Source organism: Arthrobacter sp. SIMBA_036 (assembly GCF_046535135.1).
Classification (GTDB): domain Bacteria; phylum Actinomycetota; class Actinomycetes; order Actinomycetales; family Micrococcaceae; genus Arthrobacter.
This window is the reverse complement of the sequence record NZ_JAWRXG010000008.1, coordinates 188,371-213,882: the sequence shown is the minus strand read 5'-3', so window position 1 is coordinate 213,882 and position 25,512 is coordinate 188,371. Positions and strand designations below refer to the sequence as shown.

Genomic DNA, 25,512 nt, shown 5'->3' with positions numbered 1-25,512 from the left:
CTTGGTTAAAACAAAAGGCCGCACCGGGTAACCGGTGCGGCCTTTGTGGAAACCGGCTCTGGAGCCAATCTCGGTGGGGTGAGCTACGGGGGTTGAACCCGCGACCTCCTGGACCACAACCAGGCGCTCTGCCAACTGAGCTAAGCCCACCATGTGCCATTTGGGCGGAACCGTTTCACCGGCTTTCCTTCAGGGCAACGACAAATAGCTTACCTGCTGTTTTGGGGTGCAAAGTCCACTTTTGCCCCTTATGGCAAAAAAACCTCAAAATTTGCTGCAGATCACACTGTCTTCCCGGGTGCCAACGTTTCGGCCGTGGCCGTGATGTCCTTGGAAATGCGCTGTGCCGTGGCGGTATCGGGTCCTGGGGCGGGCACGAAGACTGCTTCGCGGTAGTAGCGGAGCTCATCGATGGAATCCTTGATGTCGCCCAACGCGCGGTGGCCGCCGTGCTTGGCCGGGGACTGGAAGTAAGCCCGGGGGAACCAGCGCCGGGAAAGTTCCTTGATGGTGCTGACGTCAATGACCCGATAGTGCAGGTGCTCGATAATGTTGGGCATGTCCCGGGCCAAGAACACCCGGTCAGTTCCTACCGAGTTGCCGCCCAAGGGTGCCTTGCGGGGGTCCGGAACCCACTTCTCGATGTACTCCAACACCTCGGCCTCGGCCTCGGCCATGGTCTTGCCGTGGGGGAGTTCGTCCAGGAGCTTGGAACGGGTATGCATGTCGCGCACGAAGTCGTTCATCTGTTCGAGTGCGGCATCGTCGGGCTTAATGACGACGTCGACGCCGTCGCCAAGGATGTTGAGCTCGGAGTCAGTAACAAGCGCTGCGACCTCGATCAAGGCATCGTTCTCGATATCCAGTCCGGTCATTTCGCAATCGATCCAAACGATGCGTTCATTAGTAATAGGCACCCGCACAGCCTATCGTTCAGGTCCTTGCAAGTGCTCCGATGGTAGGCTTTTCGAGCAAGGCAGTGTCTTTTTTCCTGCTGTGCGAAGCCCCTGGAGATGCACGTATTGCCCCGAAGTGCTCGGGCCAACGATTGGATGACCACCACATGACGGTGCCTGTACCCGCCCAGAAGGCCGGGAAACCAGCGCTGTCCGCGGACGCCGCCTTGAGCGAGGTGGACAACGCCCGGTCGCCACTCATCGCTGGTTTCGTAGGTTCCATGTTCCTGGTGATCGGTTCGCTCGGAGTAGGCTGGCTCGCCCCAGTGTCCGAACTGCGTCGGCTTCCGCTCTTCATTTGGATGCGCACCGAAGGCGTGGGCGTGTCCATATCCATCGTGCTCGTAGCTGTAGGTGGAATGCTGTTGATCCGCGCCTGGCTCCGTTTGGGGCAGCGTGTACGGGTATGGGGACTCGAAGCCCGCAAGGCAACGTTGCGAGCGATTCTGGCTTGGGGCTTGCCGATGGTGTTCACGATTCCTTTGTTCAGCAGGGATGTTTACGCGTACATCGGCCAAGGCCGGTTGATGGTCGAGAAGATCAATCCTTACGAGAACGGCATTTCGGCGCTGCCCAATTACTTCCAGCTCGGCGCGGACAAGATGTGGACTGAGGCACCCGTTCCTTATGGTCAGTTGTTCCTCTGGATAGAACAGTTCGTGGTGTGGGTGACCAACGTGCAGCCCGAGGCAAGCATCATGCTCTTCCGGTTGGTGGCCCTCGTGGGCGTGGCCCTCTGTGTTGTTTACATCCCAAAGTTGGCCGAGCTTCACGGCGTCAATCCGCACCGTGCCTTGTGGCTGACCGCCGCAAACCCACTCTTCCTGACGAACTTCATAGCCAGCATCCACAACGATTCCCTCATGATCGGGTTGGCCCTGGCAGGGCTCTATTACTGCGCCACGCGCCGCGTTATTCGCGGCATCCTGTTGGTGACGCTCTCTATCTCGGTCAAACCCATCACTGTGGTTTTCCTGCCCTTTATCGGCCTCCTGTGGGCAGGCAAGGGCGCCTCGTGGCCACGGCGGATTCTCTTCTGGTTCCTCACCGCGGCTTTGAGCCTCGGAGTCTTGTACGCGATGAGCCTGTTCAACGGTTATGGGTTCGGTTGGATCAAAGGCCTCTCAGCGCCCGGAAGTGTGGCGATTTGGTATGCGCCAACAGGGTTGATCGGTTTGATCGTTGCCTCCATCCTGAACGTCTTTGGTGTGGACGGTTGGGGCGTCGCCCAGTGGGTTTACGACGCCGGCAAGGTACTCATGGTGGGGGCCGTGGGCTGGCTGGTATTCCGTGGCGACTACGATCGGCTCATCCGACGCCTGACGTTGGCTTTCGCCGCAATCGTCGTGCTGTCGCCCATGATCCAGTCTTGGTACGTCGTCTGGCTCCTGCCTCTGTTCGCCGTGACGGGAATTCGCAACGACTGGCAGGTTAAGGCCGTCTACTTTGTGGTCGCCTTCTTCATGATTTATGGCATTTCCGATCAATTGGATGTGTTCCCGTACTTGCAGAGCGAGGACCTGGGGCTTGCGCTGACGTTGGCGCGCAATGCTGCCGCGATCATTGCGCTGCTCTTTGCCGTGTACCTGATCTTCGTTGATCCGAAAACCAAGAGCCTGTTCCGCAAGCGCGACTTACCAGGATTACGCCCAATTATTTGAGTGCATCGAAGCCTGCGCGTCCTCAGGTCCTCAGCTCGGATGGGTTGCGAGCAGCCGCAGAGCCTCACGCTTTGATAAGGGACTCAGCGATGGTGCATTTTCGGCTGCGAATGCCCTGACCCATTCAGGATCCGTCTTGCTGTATTCACGCAGCGCCCAACCGATGGCTTTCCGGATGAAGAACTCTTTGTCGGCGAGATTGGGTTTGATGACAGCGGCTAAAAGACTCGGATCTGTTGCCCCTTTGGCCCCCAATTGCGCAGTGATGGACGCCCGGCGAATCCACATGTCGTCATCCGTGGACCACCGTAGTAACAGGGGTGTCAGAGTGCTGCGATGGGATATGAGCAGGGTACAAATCCGATGCGAGACTCCGTCTACCAAGTCCCACCATGCCCCCGTCCGGATGATTTCCTCGTACACCGGCATCATCTCCAAGTCTTGGGCAACCAATTTCAGCCCGGTGAGATCGATAGCGGCATAGCGCTCTTCACGAGCTTCGGGTTTCCGCCAGAGCTCAAGGGCCGCATCTCGCACCTGATCGGGTGTGGTCAACGGGAATTGTTCAAGAGAGGCTTTGACGATTCTTCGAACCTCGGGAACACGAACGCCCCAGGAGGGCATGGTCGATTTCATATACGCCTGAGCTCCCCGGGCCCTGTCGCCATCCGCAGCAGACCGCAGCGCCGAGCGGATCGTTGTCACCAAATCCGTGGTTGTCATCCCCTAACCCTAAGTCGGGGCACGACCCGCCGAGCCCCTTGCAGATTGAGCACCTTTGCAGATTGAGCACCCTTACAGGCAACCAGCAAAGGAGCAAACCGCGGACCGCCGGCGCGGGACCGGCGGGTGCCGCTATTGCCTCGGTGATCAAGCAGGCGCGCCAACCAACTCGCCCGTCGAAGTATCTACGAGGACACTCCCGACTCCGTCGAGAATGTCCACGCCCACCACCTCGGACTCGTCCTCCGGAGGCGCCTGCATGTCGTCGTCGGATTCCGGGTCCTGGCCGTTAGTGCTGGCGGGCTGTGCAGCGTTCCCATCGTTCCTATCTACAGCCCTCGTATCAGCTGGTTCAGAGGTGCCGTTCATCCGTGTGAAGTTTGCCGAACCCCACATAAGGTCATGCCCAACGGACTCAGCGTCGATCTCGGCTACGTGATAGATGCGCCCCTCATGCTCCCATTGCCGCAGGCGGAGCCTCCCCACCACGATCACGCGCTGGCCCTTTTTCACACTGCAGCCCACGTGGCCGGCCAAGTAACGGAAGGACTGGACCGTGTACCAGTTGGTGTTGCCATCCACCCACTGGCTGCTGGCGCGATCGTAGCGGCGCTCGGTGGTGCCCAGACGGAATGACGCGGTGGATGTGCCCCGCACCGTGGTGGAAGTTTTTACCTCGGAGGCCACGAAGCCCCGGACGGTGATGGTGTCGTTCATAGCTGGTCCTTCTCGATGTAGGGAATGCCTGTCCGGCCACTTCAGCTTTGTTCATCGAGAACCGCCCATGCAGATGCATTTCCCTCTATGTGGATAAACCGCGCATAAGAAGCTCTGTGGAGGAGAGGACAGTTACCACTCCGTGGCGGCTGGACGGCCAAACGCACTGTAAACTCTTTGTGGCGTCAGCAAGGCCATCAGGTCTGGTGGCCCATGCCTCAGTAGCTCAGGGGATAGAGCAGCGGCCTTCTAATCCGCCGGTCGGGGGTTCGATTCCCTCCTGGGGCACCAAATACCCCCGGTCTAAGGACCGGGGGTGATTTGTTTTCAGATGGCACCTAGGACTGGCCCGATTCGAGCAATTCCTTGAGGTTTTGCAGCACCAGACGCCACGTCCCCGAGGACTGCTCGACTTCTTTATCAGTCGTGTTGTTGCCCTGCGTGATAGTGATAACTGTCCCATCGGCACTTTCGGCCAGCCGGTATTCCACCGTGTGATAGTTCTCCGGCACGTCGGCGAGCCCGGTAGACGGGCTGAAGTGCGTGGTCTTCAGCAGTTCCGGAGGCTCAAACACCAGGATGGTGCCTTTATCCCGGTACGAGGTCCCGTTGTACTCACCGGAGTACGTGATGGGTTCACCCACTCGCCAGGTGCTGGTGACAGTGGTCCCTAAAAAGTATTGCCTGATGATGGCGGGATCAGTCAGGGCTTGCCACACTTCCTCGCGCCTGGCACCTATGGTCACGGAAACTACGGCATCGGCGGCGTGTCCATTCATCGCGGCGCTTTCCCTTTCTGCTGGTGTGGAACGGTCGTGCATCGGTTGGCATCGTCCTGAGCGAAACGGTACGCCGGTCAACGCCGTGAGTGAATGGCACAATGGCTACGTGATAAGCACGCGAATTCCCCGGGAGCAAAGCAAAGGCAGGCGAAAGCCCAAGGCGGGCGCCCTCACGGCAGCAGCCGGCGTGATGATTGCTGTGGTGTTCTCCTCAACGTCCTGCGCTGCCACGCCCCCTGCTGGTCCGGAGGTCTCCGCCGTGGCCCCGGATTCCACTCCTACGCCGAGCCTTGACCCTGCCGTGGCTGCCTCTGAGTCACTCATGGAGAGCACCCTGAAAGGGGTCCTCGCCCGCAACCCCAAACCAGACCAGGAAGCCTTGCGCGCCGCTCTGGTGTCGGCAGGCATTCCCGCTGCCAACGTGGAAGTCTCGGTAAGCCGCACACCCACTGGTTTGGACGTTGACGCGATGGAAGCTGCGGCGCTGACCGGCGCGAGCTGTGTGATGGGACAGATTCGGGATGGCGGGGTAGCGATCTCGGTGCTGCCCGTGCTGACCACGGGAAAGTGTTTTGTAGGAGACTCACGCTGACCAGGGCATAACGCCCGAATGTGAGATCTGTCCTCCAAGCCATTAGATTTAAGGGCATGGCGGAATTTATTTACACGATGACCAAGGCCCGCAAGGCCGTTGGCGACAAACTTATTCTGGACGATGTCAGCATGTCGTTCTATCCCGGCGCGAAGATTGGCGTGGTGGGTCCTAACGGTGCCGGTAAATCCACCATCTTGAAGATCATGGCCGGCCTGGACACCCCTTCCAACGGAGAGGCCCGCCTGAGCCCCGGATACACCGTGGGCATCCTCCTGCAGGAACCGCCGCTGAACGAGGAAAAGACAGTCCTCGGCAACGTTCAGGAAGGCGTTGGCGAGATCTACGGCAAGATCCAACGCTTCAACGAGATCTCAGAAGAAATGGCCAATCCGGACGCCGACTATGACACTCTCCTCGATGAGATGGGCAAACTCCAGGAAGCCATTGATACCGCTGACGCATGGGACTTGGACTCCCAGCTGGAGCAGGCAATGGACGCTTTGCGTTGCCCGCCGGCCGATGCCGACGTGACCGTTCTGTCCGGTGGTGAACGCCGCCGCGTTGCGCTGTGCAAGCTGCTTTTGCAGAAGCCTGACCTTCTGCTTCTCGACGAACCCACCAACCACTTGGACGCAGAGAGTGTGCTCTGGCTGGAGCAGCACCTGTCGAGCTACCCCGGCGCCGTCCTCGCCGTGACCCACGACCGTTACTTCCTGGACCACGTTGCCGAGTGGATTGCAGAAGTGGACCGCGGACACCTCTACCCCTACGAGGGCAACTACTCCACGTATCTGGAGAAGAAGAAAGCCCGTCTGGAAGTCCAGGGCAAGAAGGACGCGAAGCTCTCCAAGCGCCTCACCGAAGAGCTCGAGTGGGTTCGGTCCAACGCCAAGGGGCGCCAGACCAAGTCCAAGGCCCGTTTGGCCCGCTATGAGGAAATGGCTGCTGAAGCGGAGCGCACGCGCAAGCTGGACTTCGAAGAGATCCAGATTCCGCCGGGACCGCGCCTTGGCTCCTTGGTCATCGAAGCCAAGGACTTGAAGAAGGGCTTTGACGATCGTGTCCTGATCGAGAACCTTTCCTTCTCGCTGCCCCGTAACGGCATCGTAGGCGTCATCGGCCCCAACGGTGTTGGTAAGTCCACGTTGTTCAAGACCATCGTTGGAATGGAAACCCTCGACGGCGGCGACCTCAAGATCGGTGATTCGGTCAAGATCTCCTACGTCGACCAGTCCCGTGGCGGTATCGACCCGAACAAGAGCCTCTGGGAAGTCGTTTCGGATGGGCTTGACCACATTCAGGTGGGCCAGGTGGAGATGCCATCACGTGCCTACGTCTCTGCGTTCGGGTTCAAGGGCCCGGACCAGCAGAAAAAGGCCGGGGTCCTGTCCGGCGGTGAGCGTAACCGCCTGAACCTGGCCTTGACGCTCAAGCAGGGTGGAAACCTCCTCCTCCTTGACGAACCCACTAACGACCTCGACGTCGAAACTCTCAGCAGCCTGGAAAATGCGCTCCTTGAATTCCCCGGCTGTGCAGTGGTGGTCTCGCACGATCGTTGGTTCCTTGACCGGGTGGCAACCCACATCTTGGCCTATGAAGGCAACGATGAGAACCCGGCCAAGTGGTATTGGTTCGAGGGTAACTTCGATTCCTACGAGGAAAACAAGGTGGAGCGGCTCGGCCCGGACGCCGCGAAGCCGCACCGTGTGACGCACCGCCGCCTGACGCGCGACTAAGTTTCGGCGCCCGCCGGAGCTACAGCCCGGAGGACACGAAAATGGCCGGCCTCTTCCAAGGGGCCGGCCATTGTGCGTTGCGGAGGGAACTACGGAATCCTGACCATGCCCTCTTGGGCGACCGTGGCTACGTGCAGGCCCTCGCGGTTGAAGATGCGGCCTGTGGCAAGCCCGCGGGCGCCCTGTGCGCTGGGGGACTCCTGGACATACAGCATCCACTCATCGACCCGGACCGGACGGTGCCACCACATAGCGTGATCCAGGCTGGCGACGCTCATGCCCGGCGTTACCCACGCCAAACCATGCTTGCGGAGGATCGGCTCGAGCAAGGTGTAGTCGCTGGCGTACGCCAAGGCAGCGCGGTGCAGGTTTGGATCATCCGGCAAAGGGCCTATGGTCTTCATCCAGACGGCGTTGGTGGGCACGTGCTCCGTGGGGGAAGAAACGTACAGGGCCGGATCGATGTGGCGGACATCAAATGGCCGTTCGTAGGACATATGCCGCGCCAATGGATGGTCGAATTCGGACAACAGTTCCGCTGCGCTGGGCAGCGACTCCGGATCGGGGATTCCTTCCGGCATGGTTGACTGGTGGTCCAAACCGGTATCCTCCACCTGGAACGAGGCGATCATGGAAAGGATCGGCACACCGTTTTGGTAGGCATGAACCCGCCTCGCGGAGAACGAACGGCCGTCTCGTAGCCGCTCTACACCGAACGTGATGGGCTGGTTCGCATCTCCCGGGCGCAGGAAATAACCGTGCATTGAATGCGCGATCCTGTCCGGCTCCACGGTGCGCATGCCGGCGATCATCGATTGCGCCAAGACCTGGCCGCCGAAAACCCGGTGCCGCGGTTGCTTCTGGGACGGTCCAAGGAAGATATCCTCATTGGTCCTGGCGCCGTCGAAGTCACCAAGGTCCAGCAAATCAAGCAACACTTCCATGGGATCCTCGGCCGGCGCCTCCGCCGTGAGGCCTGTGTTCGTCTCAGTCATGGTTCGACTCTAGACTCCGCCCTGACCCCTCTCAACCGCGGACATGCCGGTAGAGTCGAGGATGTGACAGACGTCCTGACCCAGTCCCTCCGTTTCGCCGATCCCCGCGACCTCGCTGACCTGAGAACATTCGTCACCAGGGCAAAGAGCATTGACGACGGCGCTATCCGCCTGCAGGCGTCCGGCCACGTCCTTGCCGGTTACGTGTGCGTCCTTAAGCCGAGGATCTTGGGTGAGTCCACCCCGACGGTCCTCGGGCTAAGGACCATGGCCCTCAGTGAGCCTGCCGCGGTCGATGTAACAGTGACTCTGGGTTCTGTCATGGACCGGCTGGCCCGTGCCGGTGCCGGGGACGTTGAGTTGCCCATACCGCCGTCGACCGTTTCGGAGTCGTGGGCCGGCGTCGGAGCCCCCCGTAGCGGCTGGGAATCATACGGGGCGTTGACCGACGCCGAGCTGACGGCGGCAGCGGAAGCCGGCATCGCCGAGGTAGCCCGACTGGTCCCGCAAACCGCAGGTGCCGCCGTCGTGAACACTGCACGAGCTGCTATCTGGGGCCGTGAGATGCCCGGCGTGGATGGGCTGCCAACCGGCGCTGCTTTCGCTGCTTTCGCCTTGGGTTTCCTTGCCGACGGCGAGCAGCACCTCTACCGTCATGGCCGTTGGTTCCGCCTCAGCGGTCCTCGGGGCCATGTGTTGGTACGCACGGGTGCCGGCTTAGGGCCCGGTTTCCCGGCCCACGGTTCCTAAACCGAGGTTCCTAAACTGAGCTTCCTAGACCCAAGGTTCCCCAGCCCAGAAGCCGGTGTTCACGGGCCGGGTTGCGTCCCGGCGGATGGGCTGTTGATCATGGTGAGCGCCGCGCGCTCCATGTAGTCCCACAGCGTTCCCTCATGCAAGGGCGGCAGGTTCAAGGAGTCGACGGCGGTCCGCATGTGGAGGAGCCACCGGTCCTTCGCTTCGGGGGTTACCTTGAACGGCATATGGCGCATGCGCAGGCGGGGGTGGCCACGTTCTTCGCCGTAGGTGGTGGGGCCACCCCAGTACTGCTCGAGGAACATCAGGAATCGCCGCTTGGCCGGGGCCAGGTCCTCCTCCGGATACATGGGCCGAAGGATCGGATCGGTTGCTACTCCGTCATAGAAAACATCGATGAGTTTGACGAAGGTTTCGTGCCCGCCAACCGCAGCATAGAAACTGTCCGTGTACGTTGGCTGGCTGAAGGGATCGTTCTGCATCAGTTGGCGTCGCGGACCTGCTTCCGGCGCCGGTGACGGATCAGGGCTGGTATTACTCATTCGATTTCTCCTCAACTTTGACCGGGCGCGGCGTAGCGGATGACATGGCGCCAGCAGGTGCCATGGAGGCGGCGTGCGCGTCCGGATCGTCGCTGTCATCGGGCGCATCGAGCGGAACGTAGTTACCTTGGGAGCGGTTGCCCACGCGCAGGATTTCGCCGTTCCGGAGGTACCAGATGGCTCCGTCCTCGGCGCGGACGCGGGTGATCCGCAGTCCCACGGATTCAACGGTGCCAACCACTTCGCTGGTAACGATCACGTCGCCGATGCCGTATTGATCCTCGATGGTGATGAAGATGCCGGCGAGGAAGTCCCTGATCAACTGCTGCGCGCCGAAACCGATGGCCACGCCCAGGATTCCCACGCTGGTCAGGAGGGGCGCGACATCCACGTTCATGAATTTGAGCACGTAGATGATGACGATCACCACAACGATGACGCTGACAAGGCTTGTCAGCAACGAACCGATGGTTTCCGCGCGTTGTGAGCGCCGTTCATGGTCCAGGGCGCGAATGGCCGGCTGAACCCATTTGAAGTGCGGCTTCTTGAAAAAGGTGGTACCGGCAGATACGCGCCTGGTGATTCTAACGATGATGAAGCGTGCCACGATCCACACGACCAGGCCAATGCCCACCGTGATGAGGATTGACACCACATCTATGCTTTCCGGTGCAAGGGTCCCTGCAAGGGGGAGTGAGGTCAAGGTGGAATAACTCCTTGTCGTCGGCCAGTGTTCGCCGGGTGCGGAACACTGTTTCCACGTTCAACACTATCGCCGTGGAGTCACCTCGCGTTCCCTCAGCGGGTCGAACAGGGCTCGAATGCAGTCGGGCAGGGGGCTAAGCCGCCGTCGTCGTTGTTGGCTCGTGGTGGACCGGGAAGTTGACGCTGCGCGCGATGAAGCACACTTGGTTGGCTTCGTGGTGGAGTTGGGCCAGGAGTTCTGCGTGTTCCGGGTTGTCGATGGTGACGGAGGGTTTCAACGTCACGCTCTGGAACTGCCCGCTGCCATCCCGGTTGAGGATCATGAGGCCCTCTGCGTTGTCCTCGTAGCCGGTCACCACCACTCCATGCTTGACGGCGACGTGAAGGAAAGACAGCATGTGGCACTGCGAGAGGGCGGCAAGAAGCAATTGTTCAGGGTTGTAACGGGAGCGATCGCCGTGGAATGTGGGGTCGGCGGAGCCTTGCAGGACCGGCAGCCCGGGAATCTGGACATCGTGGTCGCGGGAATAGCCGCGATAGCTTGCAGTGCCTTCGCCCAAGTTGCCTGTCCAGCGCACGGTCACGGCGTAGTGGTGTTCGTTCAGGCCCATGCGGACAGTTTAGCCGTGGCCAGTGACCGCCCGCACGGACGTGGAAGGGGCCTGCTCAGTGGTCGGCCGCCCGGGCGCGGAGGGCGCGGGCAACGGCGTCGCGGTTTTCCAGCATCATGCGCCGAAGCGCAGCACTGTCTTCCGGCAACCCTGCCAGGAATTCATCTGTCCGGTCCACGGTTGCCTGGGTGGTGAGTTGGGCCGGATAGAGCCCGACGACGATCTGCTGGGCCAAGGCGTGCGTACGTTCCTTGACGATTCCGGGCACCGCTTCAAAGTACTTTTCCGCGTACGGCTCCAGGAGGGTTGTGTCTGGCACGCGCATGAATCCTGCCACGGCCGAGGCCTGCAGGGCATTGGAGAGCTCTCCCTTGACCACAATCGACTCCCACGCGGCGGCCTTGGCTTCCGGCGTCGGGATGGCGGCTGTGGCTTGCGCCGCTGCGTTCTGACCGTTGGAGGTGTTGTCCCGGGCAAGTTCCTGGTCGATGCGATCCTGGCCCTGGCGCGCGCCTGCGACGAGGGCGGTCAACAGCTCCCACCGCATGTCCTGGTCCACGGTGAGCCCTTCAAGGGCGTCCGTGCCGTCGAGAAGGGCCTGGATGCGGTCCAACTGCCCTTCACTGCGCGCAAGTTGCGCGAAGGACTTGGCGAATTGCAACTGGGCGTCAGAGCCGGCTTCCGCCGATTGTGCCAGGTTCCATAGTTCATCCGCAGCTTTGATGGTGGTGCCCAGCTTGTGCTCTGCGGCGACGTAGTAGGTCAACGTGGTGGCGAGTTGGCGGAGTTGGACCAGGATCACGGACGAGTCTGTTTCGTGGGCAATGTTGGCCAGAATCAGGTCCACATAGCCGCGCGCGGGAGTTTCGCCGTCGCGGGCGGCATCCCAGGCCGAACCCCACACCAGGGTGCGCGGGAGGCTCTCGGCGAAGTCCTTGAGATGGGACTTCGCGGTGGCCAGTGAGTGTTCGTCGAGCCGGACTTTGGCATAGGCGAGGTCGTCGTCGTTGATCAAGATGAGGTCCGGACGGTTCAAGCCCACCAGCGCCGGCACTTCGGTGCGGGGCCCATCGACGTCGAGCTCCTCACGGTGGGTACGCTCCAGCTTTCCTTGGGCCGAGAGTGTGTAGAAGCCGACAGCCAAGCGATGTGGGCGGAGCGTGGGCTGTGCATCAATCGCGGTCTGGAGGATCGCGAAGTCGGTGATGGCGCCGGAGTCATCGACAGCAACCGCGGGGGCCAAAGTGTTCACCCCGGCAGTTTCCAGCCACAACCTGCCCCAGCCGTCCAAGTCCCGGCCGCTTGCTGCCTCAAGCTCCACCATCAGGTCGGCCAGTTCCGTATTGGTCCAGGCATGTTTGGCGAAGTACGACCGGACGCCGGTCATGAATTGTTCCTGGCCTACCCATGCCACCAGCTGCCGCAGCACTGAGGCGCCTTTGGCGTAGGTGATGCCGTCGAAGTTGACCTCTACGTCCGCAAGGTCATTGATCTCGGCAAAAATCGGGTGCGTAGTGGGCAATTGATCCTGGCGGTAGGCCCAGGACTTCTCCACGGAGGCAAAGGTGGTCCAAGCGCTCTTGAACTCCGTGTTCTCCACTGCGGCCAAGTGGGACATGTATTCGGCAAAGGACTCGTTGAGCCACAGGTCGTTCCACCAACGCATGGTGACGAGGTCGCCGAACCACATGTGCGCCAGCTCGTGAAGAACGGTGATGGCTCGCCGTTCCACCTGGGCGCCGGTGACTTTGCCGCGGAAGACGTAGCCTTCCAAGATGGTCACCGCACCGGCATTCTCCATAGCACCGGCGTTGAATTCGGGGACAAAGAGCTGATCGTATTTTTCGAACGGATAAGGGTGGCCGAACTGTCCCTCGAAGAACTCAAATCCCTGCCGGGTCAACTCAAAGATGTTCTCCGCGTCCAAATACTGCATGAGTGACGTGCGGGCGAACAGTCCGAGGGGAATAACTCGCCCGTCCGAACTCGTGACCTCGGAGCGCACGGACTGGTACGGACCTGCGATCAGTGCCGTCACATAGGAGGACAGCCGTGGAGTCGGAGCGAATTTCCACACTGAACGTGCGCTGCCATCTTCGGCCGGCTCTATTTCCGTAGGTACCGGAGTGGGGGAGTTGGAAACGACATCCCAATACGAGGGAGCTGTGACGGTGAACGTGAAGCTCGCCTTAAGGTCAGGCTGCTCGAACACAGCGAACATGCGCCGTGAATCCGGGACCTCGAACTGGGTGTAAAGGTACGCCTCGCCATCGACGGGATCCACGAAGCGGTGCAGGCCCTCGCCGGTGTTCATGTACGGAGCGTCGGCTACGACCACGAGTTCATTCGCGGCTCCAAGGTCCGGGAGCTGGATCCGAACGCCATCGGACACCTCCGCCGGGTCCAAAGTGTTCCCGTTCAGGGTGACGCTGTGCACGGCATGGGTGATGGCGTCAATGAATGTCGTGGATCCCGGAACCGCGGAGAACTTCACGACGGTGGTGGAACCGAAAACTTCAGGTCCCCTGGTCAGGTCCAATGTGACGTTGTACGACTCGACGTTGAGCAATGCGGCACGAGTCGCAGCTTCGCTGCGCGTTAGGTTCAGGCCTGGCAAGTGATTCCTCCGGATATGCTGACCGGCCGGTGGATGGCCGTTTGGTGTGAAGACAGTCTTTCACTTCTGGGCTGGATGGCAAGGAAGCCCGCCAAAGTGTCGGTTCCACGGAGTAGCGTTGGAGCATGGGAACGTTCCGGGAAACTCTCGATCTCCGCGCTCTTCGGTTCGCGTTGGTCTTTCCGATGCTGCTCGCCATCGGCTTTGCATCCTGCTCGCAGATGCTGCGCAACAACCTCCCTGATCCGGTAGCTGTCATGTGGAATGCCGACGGCGGCAGTTCCTTTGCGCCTTTCGGCGCGTACGTAGCCGGAGGCTCGGGGCTTATTGCGCTCTTCGGTTGGGTGACGTTTATCCAGGCTGTTCCTCTCTCCAGGCCTGTGGTGATGCGGCGAATCATGATGGGCATCGGCCTCATGGTCAGCCTCTTCATGACGACGGTCCTTGCCGCCGGGCTCGTTGGTCAATCGGGCGTTGGAAACGCACGCCTTTCACATGTTGACCCCATCGTGCTGGCGATGGGCAGTGGCGCTGCTCTGGCGCTCGGTGTGGTGATGATGTTCGCGTTCAAGCCGGACCCCCGCTGGACGGCCGAGGACGACGCCGCACTGCAGAGCGAGCTGCGCCTGCTGGCTGACCCCGACCTCGCCAGGGACAGTCTCAGGATGTGGGTCCACGCAAGGAGTTCGGTCTTCGTCATGATCATCGTGTCCGCCGGGTTTCCGGCTGCGTTGATCGCCGTGGTGATTCCATGGCTCGGGGCCTTGGTGGCGGCTGCCGCGTTGGTGGCTGCAAGTTTCCTGTTCGCACGGGTTCGGGCCGACCGGGACGGGCTGCAGGTGTTTGCCGCTGGCGTTCTTCGCGTCCTGCGGGTTCCGGCCGGAGACATATCCGCAGCAGCGGCCGCCGATGTGAAGGCCGCCGATTTTGGAGGCTGGGGTTTGCGGCACCACGAAGACAGCACCGCCATGCTCGTCAGCAGCGGGCCCGCCGTCGTCGTCAACCAGAGGAACGGGCGCCGCGTGGCGCTGAGCGCCGGCACCCAAGACGCAGCGGATAAGGTCGCGGGGATCCTCAATCGCGCCGCGAACAGGGCCCAGCACGGCGGGCAGGCCTAACCTCCGGGGGAGCGGTAACCTAGGTAGCGAATCCCTGATCGCCGCACCCGGCCGGGTGCCGTACCGGCGCCACTAAGACGGGCCACAAAGAACGGAACAGCTGTGACTACACCTCGCGTCCACATCGCTACGGACCACGCCGGCATGGAACTGAGCGCCCACCTTGTCAGCCACCTCGCGGCCAAGGGATATGACGTCGTTGACCATGGACCCAAGGTGTACGACGCCTTGGACGATTACCCGTCGTTCTGCATCAATGCCGCTGCGGCCGTCGTCGCCGACCAGCAGGCGGGAGTGCACGCCCTCGGCATCGTCTTGGGTGGTTCCGGCAATGGCGAACAAATTGCGGCCAACAAGGTCAAGGGAGTTCGCGCTGCCTTGGTCTGGAACATGTCCACGGCCAAGCTGGCCCGCGAACACAACGATGCCAACGTGGTGGCTGTGGGCGGCCGCCAGCATTCGGTCGAGGAAGCAACCGGGTTGATTGAAGCGTTCCTGGAGGAACCCTTCAGCAACGACGAGCGCCACGTGCGCAGGATCGGAAAGATCGCCACCTACGAGGCCACCGGCGAGATCGTCCAGTAGTGCCCGAAGGCCACTCAATCCATCGCTTGGCGCGTCAATTCCAAGATGTTTTTGGCGGCCAGCAGTTGGACGTATCCAGTCCGCAAGGACGGTTTGCCGCCGGTGCGCATCTGCTCACCGGACACACCATGGTGGAAGCGCTGGCGCACGGAAAGCAGCTCTTCCTACGGTTTGACCATGGCCTCTACCTGCACGTCCACCTGGGCCTCTACGGGGCATGGAGTTTCGGCGGCGACGGTTCGTTCACCGGAGCCTCCAGTATTGGCGCACCGCGACGGGTAGGTGAACGGGAAACCGGTAAGGCTACCAGCGAGGACGGGGAGGGATACAGCGGCCCGCCCGCCCCGGTGGGAGCCGTTCGCGTCCGGCTGGTCTCGGCGCACGGGTGGGCCGATCTCCGTGGAGCCACTACGTGTGCTGTCATTACCGAAGCTGAGGCTGCAACGGTTCTGGGACGTCTCGGCCCCGACCCACTGCACAACGAGCCGGGGGACCGCGAGGAGTTCATTCGGCGGCTGCGTCGGCGCAAGACTGCAGTGGCGTTGCTGTTGATGGACCAGTCGGTGCTGGCCGGCGTCGGAAATATTTACCGGGCCGAAGTCCTCTTCCGGCAGGGTGTGGATCCGCACCTTCCGGGCAACAATGTTGCCCCCGCAGTGGCCGGGCGCCTCTGGGACGACGCCGTGGCGGTCATGTCCGACGGCGTCCGTTCCGGCCGGATTGTGACGACGCCTAAAGCTTTGTGGCCCGTCGGCACGGAAACAGCCCCCGACGCCGATGCCCACTACGTGTACAAGCGCAACGGACTGCCCTGCCGGACGTGCGGGACAGCGGTGGGCCTGGCTGAGATGGCTGGTCGCAAGTTGTACTGGTGCCCGGGCTGCCAAAGTAGCTGAGCCCCGCAGCTGGAGCGTGCAGGGAAAGGGAGTGTGCCAGTGACGCAGAAACGCCCCGATCCGTGGATCGGGGCGCTGGTGGAGGGGACGACGGGAATCGAACCCGCGTAATCAGTTTGGAAGACTGAGGCTTTACCATTAAGCTACGTCCCCAGGATGACTTGACTTGGTCAGGTAACTTCCTGACTCCAAGGCAACTTCCCGGCGGCTGTTGAAGCCGGGTACAACTAAACCTAATTCCGGCGGCAGTGTCAAATGTGCATTCCTGGCTTGCTTGCCCGTAGACTGTCCTGTGCATTCGGGGTGTAGCTCAGCTTGGCTAGAGCGCCTGCTTTGGGAGCAGGAAGTCGCAGGTTCAAATCCTGTCACCCCGACTCTGTGTTTGTGTCCGCTTCAGGGATGCGACAGAACCCCATACCCACAAAATCAGGAGTACTTAGACTGTGAAGAGCGCTGTCGAGAACCTCACCGCAACGCGGGTCAAGCTCAACGTTGAGGTTCCCTTTGAGGAACTGAAGCCGAGTATCGATGCCGCGTACAAGACCGTTGCTTCGCAGATCCAGGTTCCCGGGTTCCGCAAGGGCAAAGTTCCCTCCAAGCTCATCGACCAGCGCGTCGGCCGTGGCTACGTGCTGGAGACCGCAATCAATGACGGCCTTAACGGTTGGTACCAGACGGCTGTTCAGGAAACCGGCGTTCGCCCGCTGAGCCGTCCCGAGGTCGAGATCACCGAAGTTCCGGACCCGTCCTCCACTGATGGAGAGCTCAAGTTCCAGGTCGAGGTTGACGTCCGCCCTGAGATCGAGTTGCCGGACTACGCCGGGATTAAGGTTGAGGTTGCCTCTACCGAATCCTCCGAGGCCGACGTCGACAAGGCGCTCGACGAACTGCGTGGCCGCTTTGGCACGTTGAAGTCCGTGGAGCGTCCGGCGCAAAACGATGACTTCCTCACCATCGACATCACCGCAACGATCGACGGCGAAGAAATCGACTCCGCGGCAGGGCTGTCCTACCAGGTTGGTGCCGGCACCATGCTTGAAGGCCTCGACGAAGCCGTCACCGGCCTCTCTGCCGATGAAGAAGCGATCTTCGACACCACGCTCGTTGGCGGCGACCACGCAGGCGAAGCCGCCCAGGTAAAGGTTGTTGTCAAGGCCGTCAAGGAGCGCGAACTCCCCGAGGCCAACGATGACTTCGCCCAGCTGGCCTCCGAGTTCGACACCATTGGCGAACTCCGCGAGGACCTCGCCAAGCAGGCTGCCGAGTCCAAGGTAGTGGGACAGGGCGTTGAGGCTCGGGACAAGGTCCTGGACAAGCTCGTTGAGCTCGTTGAGGTGCCGGTTCCGGAGTCTGTTGTCGAAGAGCAGATCGAGGCGCACTTTAACCCGGAGAACGCCCACGGTGAAGGCGACCACGACACCGAAGAGCACCGCGCCGAAGTCAAGGCCAACGCCCAGCGCGCGTTCCAGAACGAAATCATCCTGGACGCGATTGCTGACAAGGAAGAAGTGGACGTCAGCCAGAACGAGCTGATTGACTACATCGTCACCACCGCAAGCCAGTACGGCATGGATCCGAACCAGTTCGCCCAGATCATTGATCAGAGCGGCCAGGTTCCCATGATGGTTTCCGAGGTTCGCCGTCGTAAGGCTTTGGCCGTAGTCCTGGGCCAGGCCGAGGTTGTTGACGCCGATGGCAACAAGGTTGACCTCACGAGCTTCGTGCGCCCCGCAGGCGACGTCGCCGCAGAGGACATCGACACCGAGGAGCAGGCCGAAGAATCTGTCGTCGCCGCCAACGACGACCCAGCAGCTGTGAAGTTCTAGCACTCAGCAACAAAACCGACCCCGGATCAGATGATCCGGGGTCGGTTTGCTTTAAGGCTGAACACTGGTGCTGAACGCAGACGTGCGCCGTCAGCGAACAGTGCGATTCCGGCGAACAAATCGCCGTTCAAAACGGTTAGTGTCCAAGTAGTGAAGTTCAGTGAAGTTCAGTGAAATCACTGACACCAGCGAGAGGTAAGTACTTATGTCACAGCAATCAGAGGCTCCCCGGATGGCAACTGTCGATCCCGCAGCCCAGGACAACTACATTTATAACCGCCTGCTGAAAGAGCGCATCATCTGGCTCGGCTCTGAAGTCCGTGACGAGAACGCCAACGCCATCTGCTCGCAGCTCCTCCTCCTTTCGGCCGAGGATCCCGAGAAGGACATCTACCTTTACATCAACTCGCCCGGTGGTTCGGTCACTGCCGGTATGGCCATCTATGACACCATGCAGTTCATCCCGAACGATGTCGTGACGGTAGCCACCGGGTTGGCTGCCTCCATGGGCCAGTTCCTCCTGTCATCCGGTACCAAGGGAAAGCGCTACGCGACGCCAAACGCGCGCATCCTGATGCACCAGCCGTCCGGCGGCATCGGTGGAACGGCCTCTGACATCAAGATCCAGGCGGAACTCATCCTCCACATGAAGAAAGTCATGGCCGAGCTCACTGCAGATCAAACCGGGCAGACCGTGGAGACCATCCTCAAGGACAACGACCGCGACAAGTGGTTCACGGCCGCAGAAGCGCTGGAATACGGCTTTTTCGACAAGATCTCGGCGCACGCCGGCTCGGTTGCAGGCGGCGGTGGAACGGCTAACCAGACGAACGGCGAGTCGAACTCCGAGAACTAACCGGCATCACGAACCACTGAAACCCCAGGAGTAAAGAACATGAACTACAACTTCGGATGGTCTGCCGGTAATCTCCCGTCCAGCCGCTATGTCCTGCCCCAGTTTGAAGAGCGCACGCCGTATGGCTTCAAGCGCCAGGATCCCTACACCAAGCTCTTTGAGGACCGCATCATCTTCCTTGGGGTGCAGGTTGACGATGCTTCCGCGGACGACATCATGGCCCAGCTTCTGGTCCTTGAGTCAACGGACCCGGATCGCGACATCACGCTGTACATCAACTCGCCTGGTGGATCGTTCACGGCCATGACGGCCATCTACGACACCATGCAGTACATCCGTCCGGAGATCCAGACGGTATGCCTCGGCCAGGCAGCCAGTGCGGCAGCCGTATTGCTCGCTGCAGGTACCCCGGGCAAGCGCTTGGCCCTGCCGAACGCCCGCGTGCTGATCCACCAGCCCGCCCTCTCCGGTGGCCAGGGTGGCCAGGCGTCGGACCTTGAGATCCAGGCGGCGGAAGTCATGCGCATGCGTACGTGGCTTGAGGACACGCTGGCGCACCACTCAGGCCGGACGTCCGAGCAGGTCAACAACGATATTGAGCGCGACAAGATCCTGACCGCTGCCGAGGCGATGTCCTATGGATTGATCGACCAGGTTCTCGATTCCCGGAAGATCAAGCCCCAGGCAATCACCCGGTAGTAGCGGGGGACGGACAGTAAGAATCAGTAGTGCGCGCCGGTGCGGTTCGGGAAATGTGAACCGCACCGGCGTTCTCTTTCCACCGATGCACCCCATCGTGACCTAGAGTGGATGGTGTCACGGTGGTGTCGGCCGCGGCTTCGCCGCACACTTGATGGCGGCGCTCAGCTGCATCACCCGTTTGCAACGAAGGGATTTCCACATGGCTCGGATTGGCGAGAGCACGGATCTGCTGAAGTGTTCTTTCTGCGGGAAGAGCCAAAAGCAGGTTCGGAAGCTGATTGCCGGGCCCGGTGTGTACATCTGCGATGAGTGCATCGAGTTGTGCAACGAGATCATCGAAGAGGAGTTGGCGGAGGTTTCTGATCTCGGCAGCTTCGAGTTGCCCAAGCCTCGCGAGATCTTCGACTTCCTGCAGGAATACGTTATTGGCCAGGAACCGGCCAAACGGTCTTTGGCTGTTGCCGTCTACAACCACTACAAGCGCATCCAAGCCGGCCACGCGCCGAAGTCCGGTAGCTTGGGCGAAGGCTCACATCACGAGGATGTGGAGATCGCCAAGTCGAACATCTTGCTGATAGGGCCTACCGGTTGCGGGAAAACCTATCTTGCCCAGACGCTCGCTCGTCGGCTCAACGTGCCGTTCGCCGTGGCCGATGCCACGGCTCTCACTGAGGCCGGTTATGTAGGTGAGGATGTTGAGAATATCCTCCTGAAGCTGATTCAGGCGGCGGACTACGACGTCAAAAAGGCCGAACAAGGCATTATCTATATCGACGAGATCGACAAGATCTCGCGTAAGAGCGAGAATCCCTCCATTACCCGGGATGTTTCCGGTGAAGGTGTGCAGCAAGCACTGTTGAAGATTCTGGAAGGCACGGTCGCCTCGGTACCGCCACAGGGCGGTCGGAAGCATCCGCATCAGGAGTTTATCCAAATCGACACCACTAACGTCCTGTTCATCGTCGCTGGCGCCTTCGCCGGCCTCGAGGACATCATTGGCTCCAGGTCCGGACGTAAGGGCATCGGTTTCGGAGCGCCTTTGAACGACTCCCGGGACAAGGTGGACACCTACGGCGAGGTCATGCCCGAGGACCTGCTGAAGTTCGGTCTGATCCCCGAGTTCATCGGTCGCCTCCCCGTGATCACCACTGTCTCAAGTTTGGACAGGCCCGCACTCATTCAGATTCTGTCCACGCCCAAGAATGCCCTGGTGAAGCAGTACCAGAAGATGTTCCAGCTCGATGGAGTGGAGCTGCAATTCGACCAGGACGCGCTGGATGCCATCGCGGATCAGGCCCTTGAGCGCGGCACGGGCGCCCGTGGCTTGCGAGCCATCATGGAAGAAGTCCTGCTGCCTGTCATGTTCGATCTCCCCAGCCGGGACGATATCGGTGCGGTGGTCATCACGGCCGATGTAGTGAGCAAGAAGGCGCAGCCCACCATGATTGCCCACGACGTCGTGGCGAAGCGCCGGAATAAGTCTGCCTAACCTTCTGTTTGGCTAAGCGAAGGGGTCTCCTCCGGGATTGACCCACGAGCCCGTGTTTCCCAAGCTCCCAAGGAGTTACTGTGCCCGAAGATATTACTGTGCCCGAAGACGTCACTGCGCCCGTCACATCCACCAACAAGGCCGACTTCTGGTTTGACCCCATCTGTCCGTTCGCTTGGGTCACGTCCCGGTGGATCGGCGAAGTGGAACAGGTGCGCGGCATTGACACCGAGTGGCACGTCATGAGCCTGTCCGTCCTTAACGAGGATCGCGACCTTCCTGACGAGTACAGGGCCATGATGGACGAGAGTTGGGGCCCGGTTCGTGTGATCATTGCGGCCCAGGAACTGCACGGCAACAGCTACGTCAAAGCCTTGTACGACGCCATGGGTCAGCAGATCCACGCTGAAGGCAACAAGGATCGGGCGGCCGTTATCCAGAAGGCCCTGGCCGAGGTGGGACTCCCTGCCGATCTGGCCAGGTTCGCCGATTCCGATGAGTACGACGCACAGCTCCGCGCCAGCCATGAGGCAGGTATCTCACTGGTGGGCCAAGATGTGGGAACTCCGGTGGTGGCCGTCAATGGAATCGCGTTTTTTGGTCCGGTACTCACCCGCATCCCCCGTGGCGAAGAAGCGGGCCAGCTTTGGGACGCCACCGTCACACTCGCCGGATATCCGCACTTCTTTGAACTCAAGCGCAGCCGCACCGAAAGCCCCGAGTTCCACTAACCGGAGCCTGTGTCAGCACTACTTGAGGAACCGTGAGGTTCTTCGGTCCGCGAGGATTTTCCCGTTGGTCTGACAGGTTGCGCAATACTGCAGGGAGGTGTCCGCGAAGGACACCTCCCTGACTGTATCTCCGCACACCGGGCATGGCTGCCCGGTCCGTGCATGCACGCGGAAGTTACTGCGCTTGGTGTCTTTCAGTTCGTTGGATGGTTTTCCCGCGGCAGCGTTGACGGCCCCCACCAGGACTTCCTGCATCGACTCGTAGAGGCGTGCCACAGTCTTTTGATCCAGAGACTTGGAGTTGGCGAAAGGGGATATTTTCGCGGCATGAAGGATCTCATCGCTGTAGGCATTTCCAATGCCGGCGATGACGCTTTGGCTGCGCAACAGTCCTTTGATTTGCTGTGAGCTCGAAGCGAGTATCGCTGCCAGGGCGTCGACGTCGAAGTCAGGGCTGAGCGGTTCGGGGCCCAAGGTTGCGATCCCGGGCACTTCCTGCGGATTCCGGACCACATAGATGGCCAGGCTTTTCTTGGTTCCAGCTTCGGTCAGGTCCAGGCCTATGTGGGCATCATCGGAAGGTCGGTGAAGCAGGAGCCTCGCTGAGATGTTGCTTTTGCCCATGCGCAACCCGGCTGAGGACGGATGCTCTGTGTATCGAACCCAGCCGGCCTTTGCCAGGTGAAACACGAAGAAGAGCCCGTCGGTGTCGATGCAGACAAACTTACCGAGACGCTTCACCCCGTGGATTGTCCGGCCTTGGAGTTCGGTGTAGGGAGGGTCGGCGGTCTTAAGGGCTGAGAAGGAATTTATTCGGACTTCGCTCAGCACGCTTCCATGGAGTTGCGTGTCCAGGTACATGCACAAGCCGTGCACTTCGGGCAGTTCCGGCATGGGTCATACTCTGCCACAAGATGGTCTTCGTGCGGCAGGGGAGGCGGCCCGAGAGGCCCGATGGCGGGGCCCCGAACTACAGATGTGTAGTTCAGCCGAAGGCCTTGTGCATCCCCGTTAGCGGGACAACAATTGTTCTTACCCACTTCGAAAGATGAGGGACACGGAAACCGAAGATTCAGTGACATGCAACCAACGCAGCCTTTGGCAAAGTTGGAAGCAAGCTACCAGTGACGAGGTAGGAAGACCTGAAAGTCCAAGGATTCCGCCAGACTGTCAAGACGTCACCAGACAGCCGCAAAGTCGAAGCCCCACCAACGGCAAAACGCTGATGGGGCTTCCCCTTTGCCCAAAAACGAGGACCGGCAGCCTAGGACGCCGGCACTTCCTCTGCCGGAGCGAGGACAACGTCGCTGACCGTCAAATCGCCGTCGCCCGCCACCAGGGCAATTTCCTGGGCGTTGGCGGCAGCCTTGAGGTCGCCCAAGCCGGCCTTGAGTTGTGCAATCAGCAGCTCCGATGCCGAGATGGACGCAGAGAGAACAGCGGTGCGCTGTTTTACCTTGGCCTCGGACTTCGCCTTGCGGATGCCGCTGAGGGCAATGCCCACAGTGCCCAGCATGGTGGTGTCGCCGTCGTTGATTTCCAGGGCCGCCGGCCACTGGGCGCGGTGGACGGAACCGTTACGCCACCAGCCCCAGACTTCCTCAGTGGCGAAGGGCAGGAACGGAGCGAACAACCGCAGCAGGGCATCGAGGGTGGTGGCGAGGGCCGCCAGGACAGAAGCCTGCTCCGCCTCACCTGCAGCACCGTACGCGCGGTCCTTGATGAGTTCGACGTAGTCGTCCGTGAACTGCCAGAAGAACGTTTCGGTGATCTGCAGGGCACGGGCGTAATCGTAGTTATCGAACGCCTTGGTGGACTGCGCGACGACGTCGGACAGCTGGGCGAGCAGGGCACGGTCCAGCGGGTTGGTCACGACCGACAGGTCGGAAGTAGCCACTGAGTTTTCCGTAGCGCCGAGGTTGAGGACGAACTTGGATGCGTTGAGCAACTTGATGGCAAGGCGGCGGCCTATCTTCATCTGGGCGATCTCGTACGCGGTATCGGCTCCCAGCTTGGCAGACGCAGCCCAGTAGCGCACGGCATCGGATCCGTACTCGTTCAGCACATCAGTGGGCACCACAACATTGCCCTTGGACTTGGACATCTTCTTGCGGTCGGGGTCCAGGATCCAGCCGGAGATGGCAGCGTGCTTCCAAGGAGCCGTGTTCTGCAATGCGTCTGCGCGTACGGCAGACGAGAACAGCCACGTGCGAATGATGTCGTGGCCCTGCGGGCGGAGGTCGAAGGGGAAGACCTTGGAGAACAGTTCCTCGTCCCGGCTCCAGCCGCCCACGATCTGTGGTGTCAAGGAAGACGTAGCCCACGTGTCCAAGACATCGGCGTCGCCCGTGAACCCGTTGGCCTGATCGCGCTGCGACTCCTCATATCCCGGGGCAGCATCCGCGGCGGGGTCCACGGGGAGCATCTCATCGGAGGGCAGGATCGGGTTGTCGTAGTCCGGGTTGCCTTGGGCATCGAGGGGATACCAGACGGGAATCGGCACGCCGAAGAACCGTTGGCGGGATACCAGCCAGTCACCGTTGAGCCCGGCGATCCAGTTCTCGTAGCGGGAGCGCATGAACGCGGGGTGGAAGTCGATCTCCTGGCCGCGGCCGATCAAGCGTTCGCGGCGTTCCTCATCGCGTCCGCCGTTGCGGATGTACCACTGGCGGGACGTGACAACTTCAAGTGGCTTGTCGCCCTTCTCGAAGAAGTTCACGGCGTGGGTGATCTTCTTGGGTTCGCCATCGAGCAGGTCCGCGGCCTTGAGCAGCTCTACTACCGCTTCCTTGGCAGAGAAGGCAGTCTTGCCTGCGATGGCGGCGTAGGCTTCCTTTCCGGCCTCCGTGGTGATCCACTCCGGAGTGTCGGCAAGGATCCGGCCGTCACGCCCCATGATGGCCCGGGTGGGAAGCTGCAGTTCGCGCCACCACGTGACGTCGGTCAGGTCACCGAACGTACAGACCATGGCAATGCCGGAGCCCTTATCAGCCTTCGCGAGCGGGTGTGCCTTGACTTCAAGCTCGACGTCGAACAGGGGAGACTTCACGGTCTTGCCGAACAAGGGCTGGTACCGCTCGTCGTCGGGGTTGGCAACCAAAGCTGCGCAAGCCGCGAGAAGTTCCGGACGGGTGGTCTCGATGAAGATCTTTTCGCCGTCTTCAGTGAAGAACGGGTAGCGGTAGTAGGCACCCGCCACTTCGCGGTCTTCGAGCTCGGCCTGCGCCACGGCTGTGCGGAACGTTACGTCCCACAGCGTGGGGGCTTCGGCCATGTAAGCATCACCGGCTGACAGGTTGGCCAGGAAAGCCCGCTGGGAGACCGCCCGCGAGGCGTCGTCGATGGTTCGGTACGTCAGGTCCCAGTCCACGGACAAGCCAAGGGTCTGGAACAGGTTCTCGAAGACTTTCTCGTCCTCAACGGCAAGTTCCTCGCACAGTTCGATGAAGTTCTGGCGGGAAACGACGTCGAAATCGCGCTGGTTCTTAGCCGGCTGGGCCGGGGGAGTGTAGTCAGCGTTGTAAGGAATCGCAGGATCGCAACGCACACCGTAGTAGTTCTGGACGCGGCGCTCCGTTGGCAGGCCGTTGTCGTCCCAACCCATGGGGTAGAAGACGTTCTTCCCCGTCATGCGCATGTAACGGGCCTGGACGTCGGTCTGCGTGAAGGAGAACATGTGGCCCACGTGGAGTGAGCCGGAGGCCGTAGGCGGGGGAGTGTCGATCGAGTAGACCTGCTCCCGGGTGGTGTCCGGGTTGAACTTGTAGGTTCCTTCGTCCAGCCAGCGCTGCGTCAGAGCAGCCTCCAGGCCTTCAAGGGCCGGCTTGTCGGGAACGTTGATCGGGGCGGTGGCGGGCGTGTCTGTACCCTGCGTTGATTCAGCCATGGACCAATTGTTTCATGGGTTCTTGCC

Annotated in this window: 23 protein-coding genes and 4 tRNA genes; 14 read left to right on the top strand and 13 right to left on the bottom strand. The window is 61.0% G+C overall.

Annotated features, from left to right (window positions below; all coding sequences use genetic code 11):
- Positions 1-74 precede the first annotated feature (74 nt).
- Positions 75-150, bottom strand: a tRNA-His gene (locus SB659_RS12865).
- A 131-nt stretch (positions 151-281) separates the two neighbouring features.
- The gene (orn, locus tag SB659_RS12860; protein WP_410550652.1) at positions 282-917 is read right to left on the bottom strand and encodes an oligoribonuclease; all 636 of its coding nucleotides are present in this window, start codon (positions 915-917) and stop codon (positions 282-284) included.
- Positions 918-1,063: 146 nt separating this feature from the next.
- On the opposite strand from orn, the gene mptB reads away from it, so the two are divergent.
- A complete protein-coding gene (mptB, locus tag SB659_RS12855) occupies positions 1,064-2,617 on the top strand; it encodes a polyprenol phosphomannose-dependent alpha 1,6 mannosyltransferase MptB (RefSeq protein ID WP_410550651.1) in 1,554 nt (517 codons plus the stop codon).
- Positions 2,618-2,647: 30 nt separating this feature from the next.
- Here the strand turns inward: mptB and SB659_RS12850 are convergent, their stop codons facing one another.
- A complete protein-coding gene (locus SB659_RS12850) occupies positions 2,648-3,340 on the bottom strand; it encodes a DNA alkylation repair protein (RefSeq protein WP_410550650.1) in 693 nt (230 codons plus the stop codon).
- Between the two features lie 147 nt (positions 3,341-3,487).
- Positions 3,488-4,057: a single-stranded DNA-binding protein gene (locus SB659_RS12845; protein WP_284978034.1), complete on the bottom strand. Its 570-nt coding sequence runs from the start codon at positions 4,055-4,057 to the stop codon at positions 3,488-3,490.
- Between the two features lie 215 nt (positions 4,058-4,272).
- Between SB659_RS12845 and SB659_RS12840 the strand changes: the two genes are divergently transcribed.
- Positions 4,273-4,348: transfer RNA gene (locus tag SB659_RS12840), tRNA-Arg, on the top strand.
- Positions 4,349-4,395: 47 nt separating this feature from the next.
- Here the strand turns inward: SB659_RS12840 and SB659_RS12835 are convergent.
- Positions 4,396-4,836 (bottom strand): SRPBCC domain-containing protein, encoded by a 441-nt coding sequence (locus SB659_RS12835; protein WP_284978033.1) that lies wholly within the window; start codon positions 4,834-4,836, stop codon positions 4,396-4,398.
- A gap of 109 nt (positions 4,837-4,945) precedes the next feature.
- On the opposite strand from SB659_RS12835, the gene SB659_RS12830 reads away from it, so the two are divergent.
- Positions 4,946-5,431, top strand: a complete 486-nt coding sequence (locus SB659_RS12830) for a DUF6993 domain-containing protein (RefSeq protein ID WP_410550649.1) — start codon at positions 4,946-4,948, stop codon at positions 5,429-5,431.
- 56 nt (positions 5,432-5,487) lie between these two features.
- Complete coding sequence (gene ettA / locus SB659_RS12825; RefSeq protein ID WP_284976452.1) at positions 5,488-7,170, top strand: energy-dependent translational throttle protein EttA; 1,683 nt, start codon at positions 5,488-5,490, stop codon at positions 7,168-7,170.
- Positions 7,171-7,259: 89 nt separating this feature from the next.
- Here the strand turns inward: ettA and SB659_RS12820 are convergent, their stop codons facing one another.
- Entirely contained in the window at positions 7,260-8,165 is a 906-nt protein-coding gene (locus SB659_RS12820; RefSeq protein WP_284978031.1) for an acyl-CoA thioesterase, read from the bottom strand.
- Positions 8,166-8,228: 63 nt separating this feature from the next.
- On the opposite strand from SB659_RS12820, the gene SB659_RS12815 reads away from it, so the two are divergent.
- Entirely contained in the window at positions 8,229-8,915 is a 687-nt protein-coding gene (locus SB659_RS12815) for a hypothetical protein (protein WP_410550648.1), read from the top strand.
- 59 nt (positions 8,916-8,974) lie between these two features.
- Here SB659_RS12815 and SB659_RS12810 read toward each other — a convergent pair whose 3' ends face one another.
- The 4 genes from SB659_RS12810 to pepN form a co-directional block, all read right to left on the bottom strand.
- Positions 8,975-9,463: a globin gene (locus SB659_RS12810; protein WP_410550647.1), complete on the bottom strand. Its 489-nt coding sequence runs from the start codon at positions 9,461-9,463 to the stop codon at positions 8,975-8,977.
- Complete coding sequence (locus tag SB659_RS12805; protein ID WP_410550646.1) at positions 9,456-10,166, bottom strand: mechanosensitive ion channel family protein; 711 nt, start codon at positions 10,164-10,166, stop codon at positions 9,456-9,458. Before SB659_RS12805 ends, SB659_RS12810 begins: the two co-directional genes overlap by 8 nt.
- A 136-nt stretch (positions 10,167-10,302) precedes the next feature.
- A complete protein-coding gene (locus tag SB659_RS12800; RefSeq protein WP_284978027.1) occupies positions 10,303-10,779 on the bottom strand; it encodes an OsmC family protein in 477 nt (158 codons plus the stop codon).
- A gap of 55 nt (positions 10,780-10,834) precedes the next feature.
- Positions 10,835-13,396 (bottom strand): aminopeptidase N, encoded by a 2,562-nt coding sequence (pepN, locus tag SB659_RS12795; RefSeq protein WP_410550645.1) that lies wholly within the window; start codon positions 13,394-13,396, stop codon positions 10,835-10,837.
- 125 nt (positions 13,397-13,521) lie between these two features.
- Here pepN and SB659_RS12790 point away from each other — a divergent pair, with 125 nt between their 5' ends.
- The 3 genes from SB659_RS12790 to SB659_RS12780 all read left to right on the top strand — a co-directional run bounded on the left by SB659_RS12790 (position 13,522) and on the right by SB659_RS12780 (position 15,995).
- Positions 13,522-14,514 carry a hypothetical protein gene (locus SB659_RS12790; RefSeq protein WP_410550644.1) on the top strand — a complete coding sequence of 331 codons (993 nt, stop codon included), beginning with the start codon at positions 13,522-13,524 and terminating at the stop codon, positions 14,512-14,514.
- Positions 14,515-14,616: 102 nt separating this feature from the next.
- Positions 14,617-15,099 carry a ribose-5-phosphate isomerase gene (locus SB659_RS12785; RefSeq protein ID WP_284978024.1) on the top strand — a complete coding sequence of 161 codons (483 nt, stop codon included), beginning with the start codon at positions 14,617-14,619 and terminating at the stop codon, positions 15,097-15,099.
- Positions 15,099-15,995: an Fpg/Nei family DNA glycosylase gene (locus SB659_RS12780; protein ID WP_410550643.1), complete on the top strand. Its 897-nt coding sequence runs from the start codon at positions 15,099-15,101 to the stop codon at positions 15,993-15,995. Before SB659_RS12785 ends, SB659_RS12780 begins: the two co-directional genes overlap by 1 nt.
- 79 nt (positions 15,996-16,074) lie before the next feature.
- On the opposite strand, the gene SB659_RS12775 is transcribed toward SB659_RS12780, so the two are convergent.
- Positions 16,075-16,148, bottom strand: a tRNA-Gly gene (locus SB659_RS12775).
- A gap of 146 nt (positions 16,149-16,294) precedes the next feature.
- Here SB659_RS12775 and SB659_RS12770 point away from each other — a divergent pair.
- The 6 genes from SB659_RS12770 (at position 16,295) to SB659_RS12745 (ending at position 21,599) form a co-directional block, all read left to right on the top strand.
- Positions 16,295-16,369, top strand: a tRNA-Pro gene (locus tag SB659_RS12770).
- Between the two features lie 69 nt (positions 16,370-16,438).
- A complete protein-coding gene (gene tig, locus SB659_RS12765) occupies positions 16,439-17,821 on the top strand; it encodes a trigger factor (RefSeq protein WP_410550642.1) in 1,383 nt (460 codons plus the stop codon).
- A 232-nt stretch (positions 17,822-18,053) separates the two neighbouring features.
- A complete protein-coding gene (locus SB659_RS12760) occupies positions 18,054-18,677 on the top strand; it encodes an ATP-dependent Clp protease proteolytic subunit (protein WP_284978047.1) in 624 nt (207 codons plus the stop codon).
- A gap of 39 nt (positions 18,678-18,716) precedes the next feature.
- On the top strand, positions 18,717-19,376 hold the full coding sequence (locus SB659_RS12755) for an ATP-dependent Clp protease proteolytic subunit (protein ID WP_284976463.1): 660 nt from the start codon (positions 18,717-18,719) through the stop codon (positions 19,374-19,376).
- 202 nt (positions 19,377-19,578) lie between these two features.
- The gene (gene clpX, locus SB659_RS12750; protein WP_284976464.1) at positions 19,579-20,868 is read left to right on the top strand and encodes an ATP-dependent Clp protease ATP-binding subunit ClpX; all 1,290 of its coding nucleotides are present in this window, start codon (positions 19,579-19,581) and stop codon (positions 20,866-20,868) included.
- Between the two features lie 80 nt (positions 20,869-20,948).
- Positions 20,949-21,599: a DsbA family protein gene (locus SB659_RS12745; RefSeq protein ID WP_284978021.1), complete on the top strand. Its 651-nt coding sequence runs from the start codon at positions 20,949-20,951 to the stop codon at positions 21,597-21,599.
- An 18-nt stretch (positions 21,600-21,617) separates the two neighbouring features.
- On the opposite strand, the gene SB659_RS12740 is transcribed toward SB659_RS12745, so the two are convergent.
- Entirely contained in the window at positions 21,618-22,493 is an 876-nt protein-coding gene (locus SB659_RS12740) for an Fpg/Nei family DNA glycosylase (protein ID WP_284978020.1), read from the bottom strand.
- 370 nt (positions 22,494-22,863) lie between these two features.
- The gene (gene valS / locus SB659_RS12735) at positions 22,864-25,485 is read right to left on the bottom strand and encodes a valine--tRNA ligase (protein WP_410550641.1); all 2,622 of its coding nucleotides are present in this window, start codon (positions 25,483-25,485) and stop codon (positions 22,864-22,866) included.
- Between the last annotated feature and the right edge of the window lie 27 nt (positions 25,486-25,512).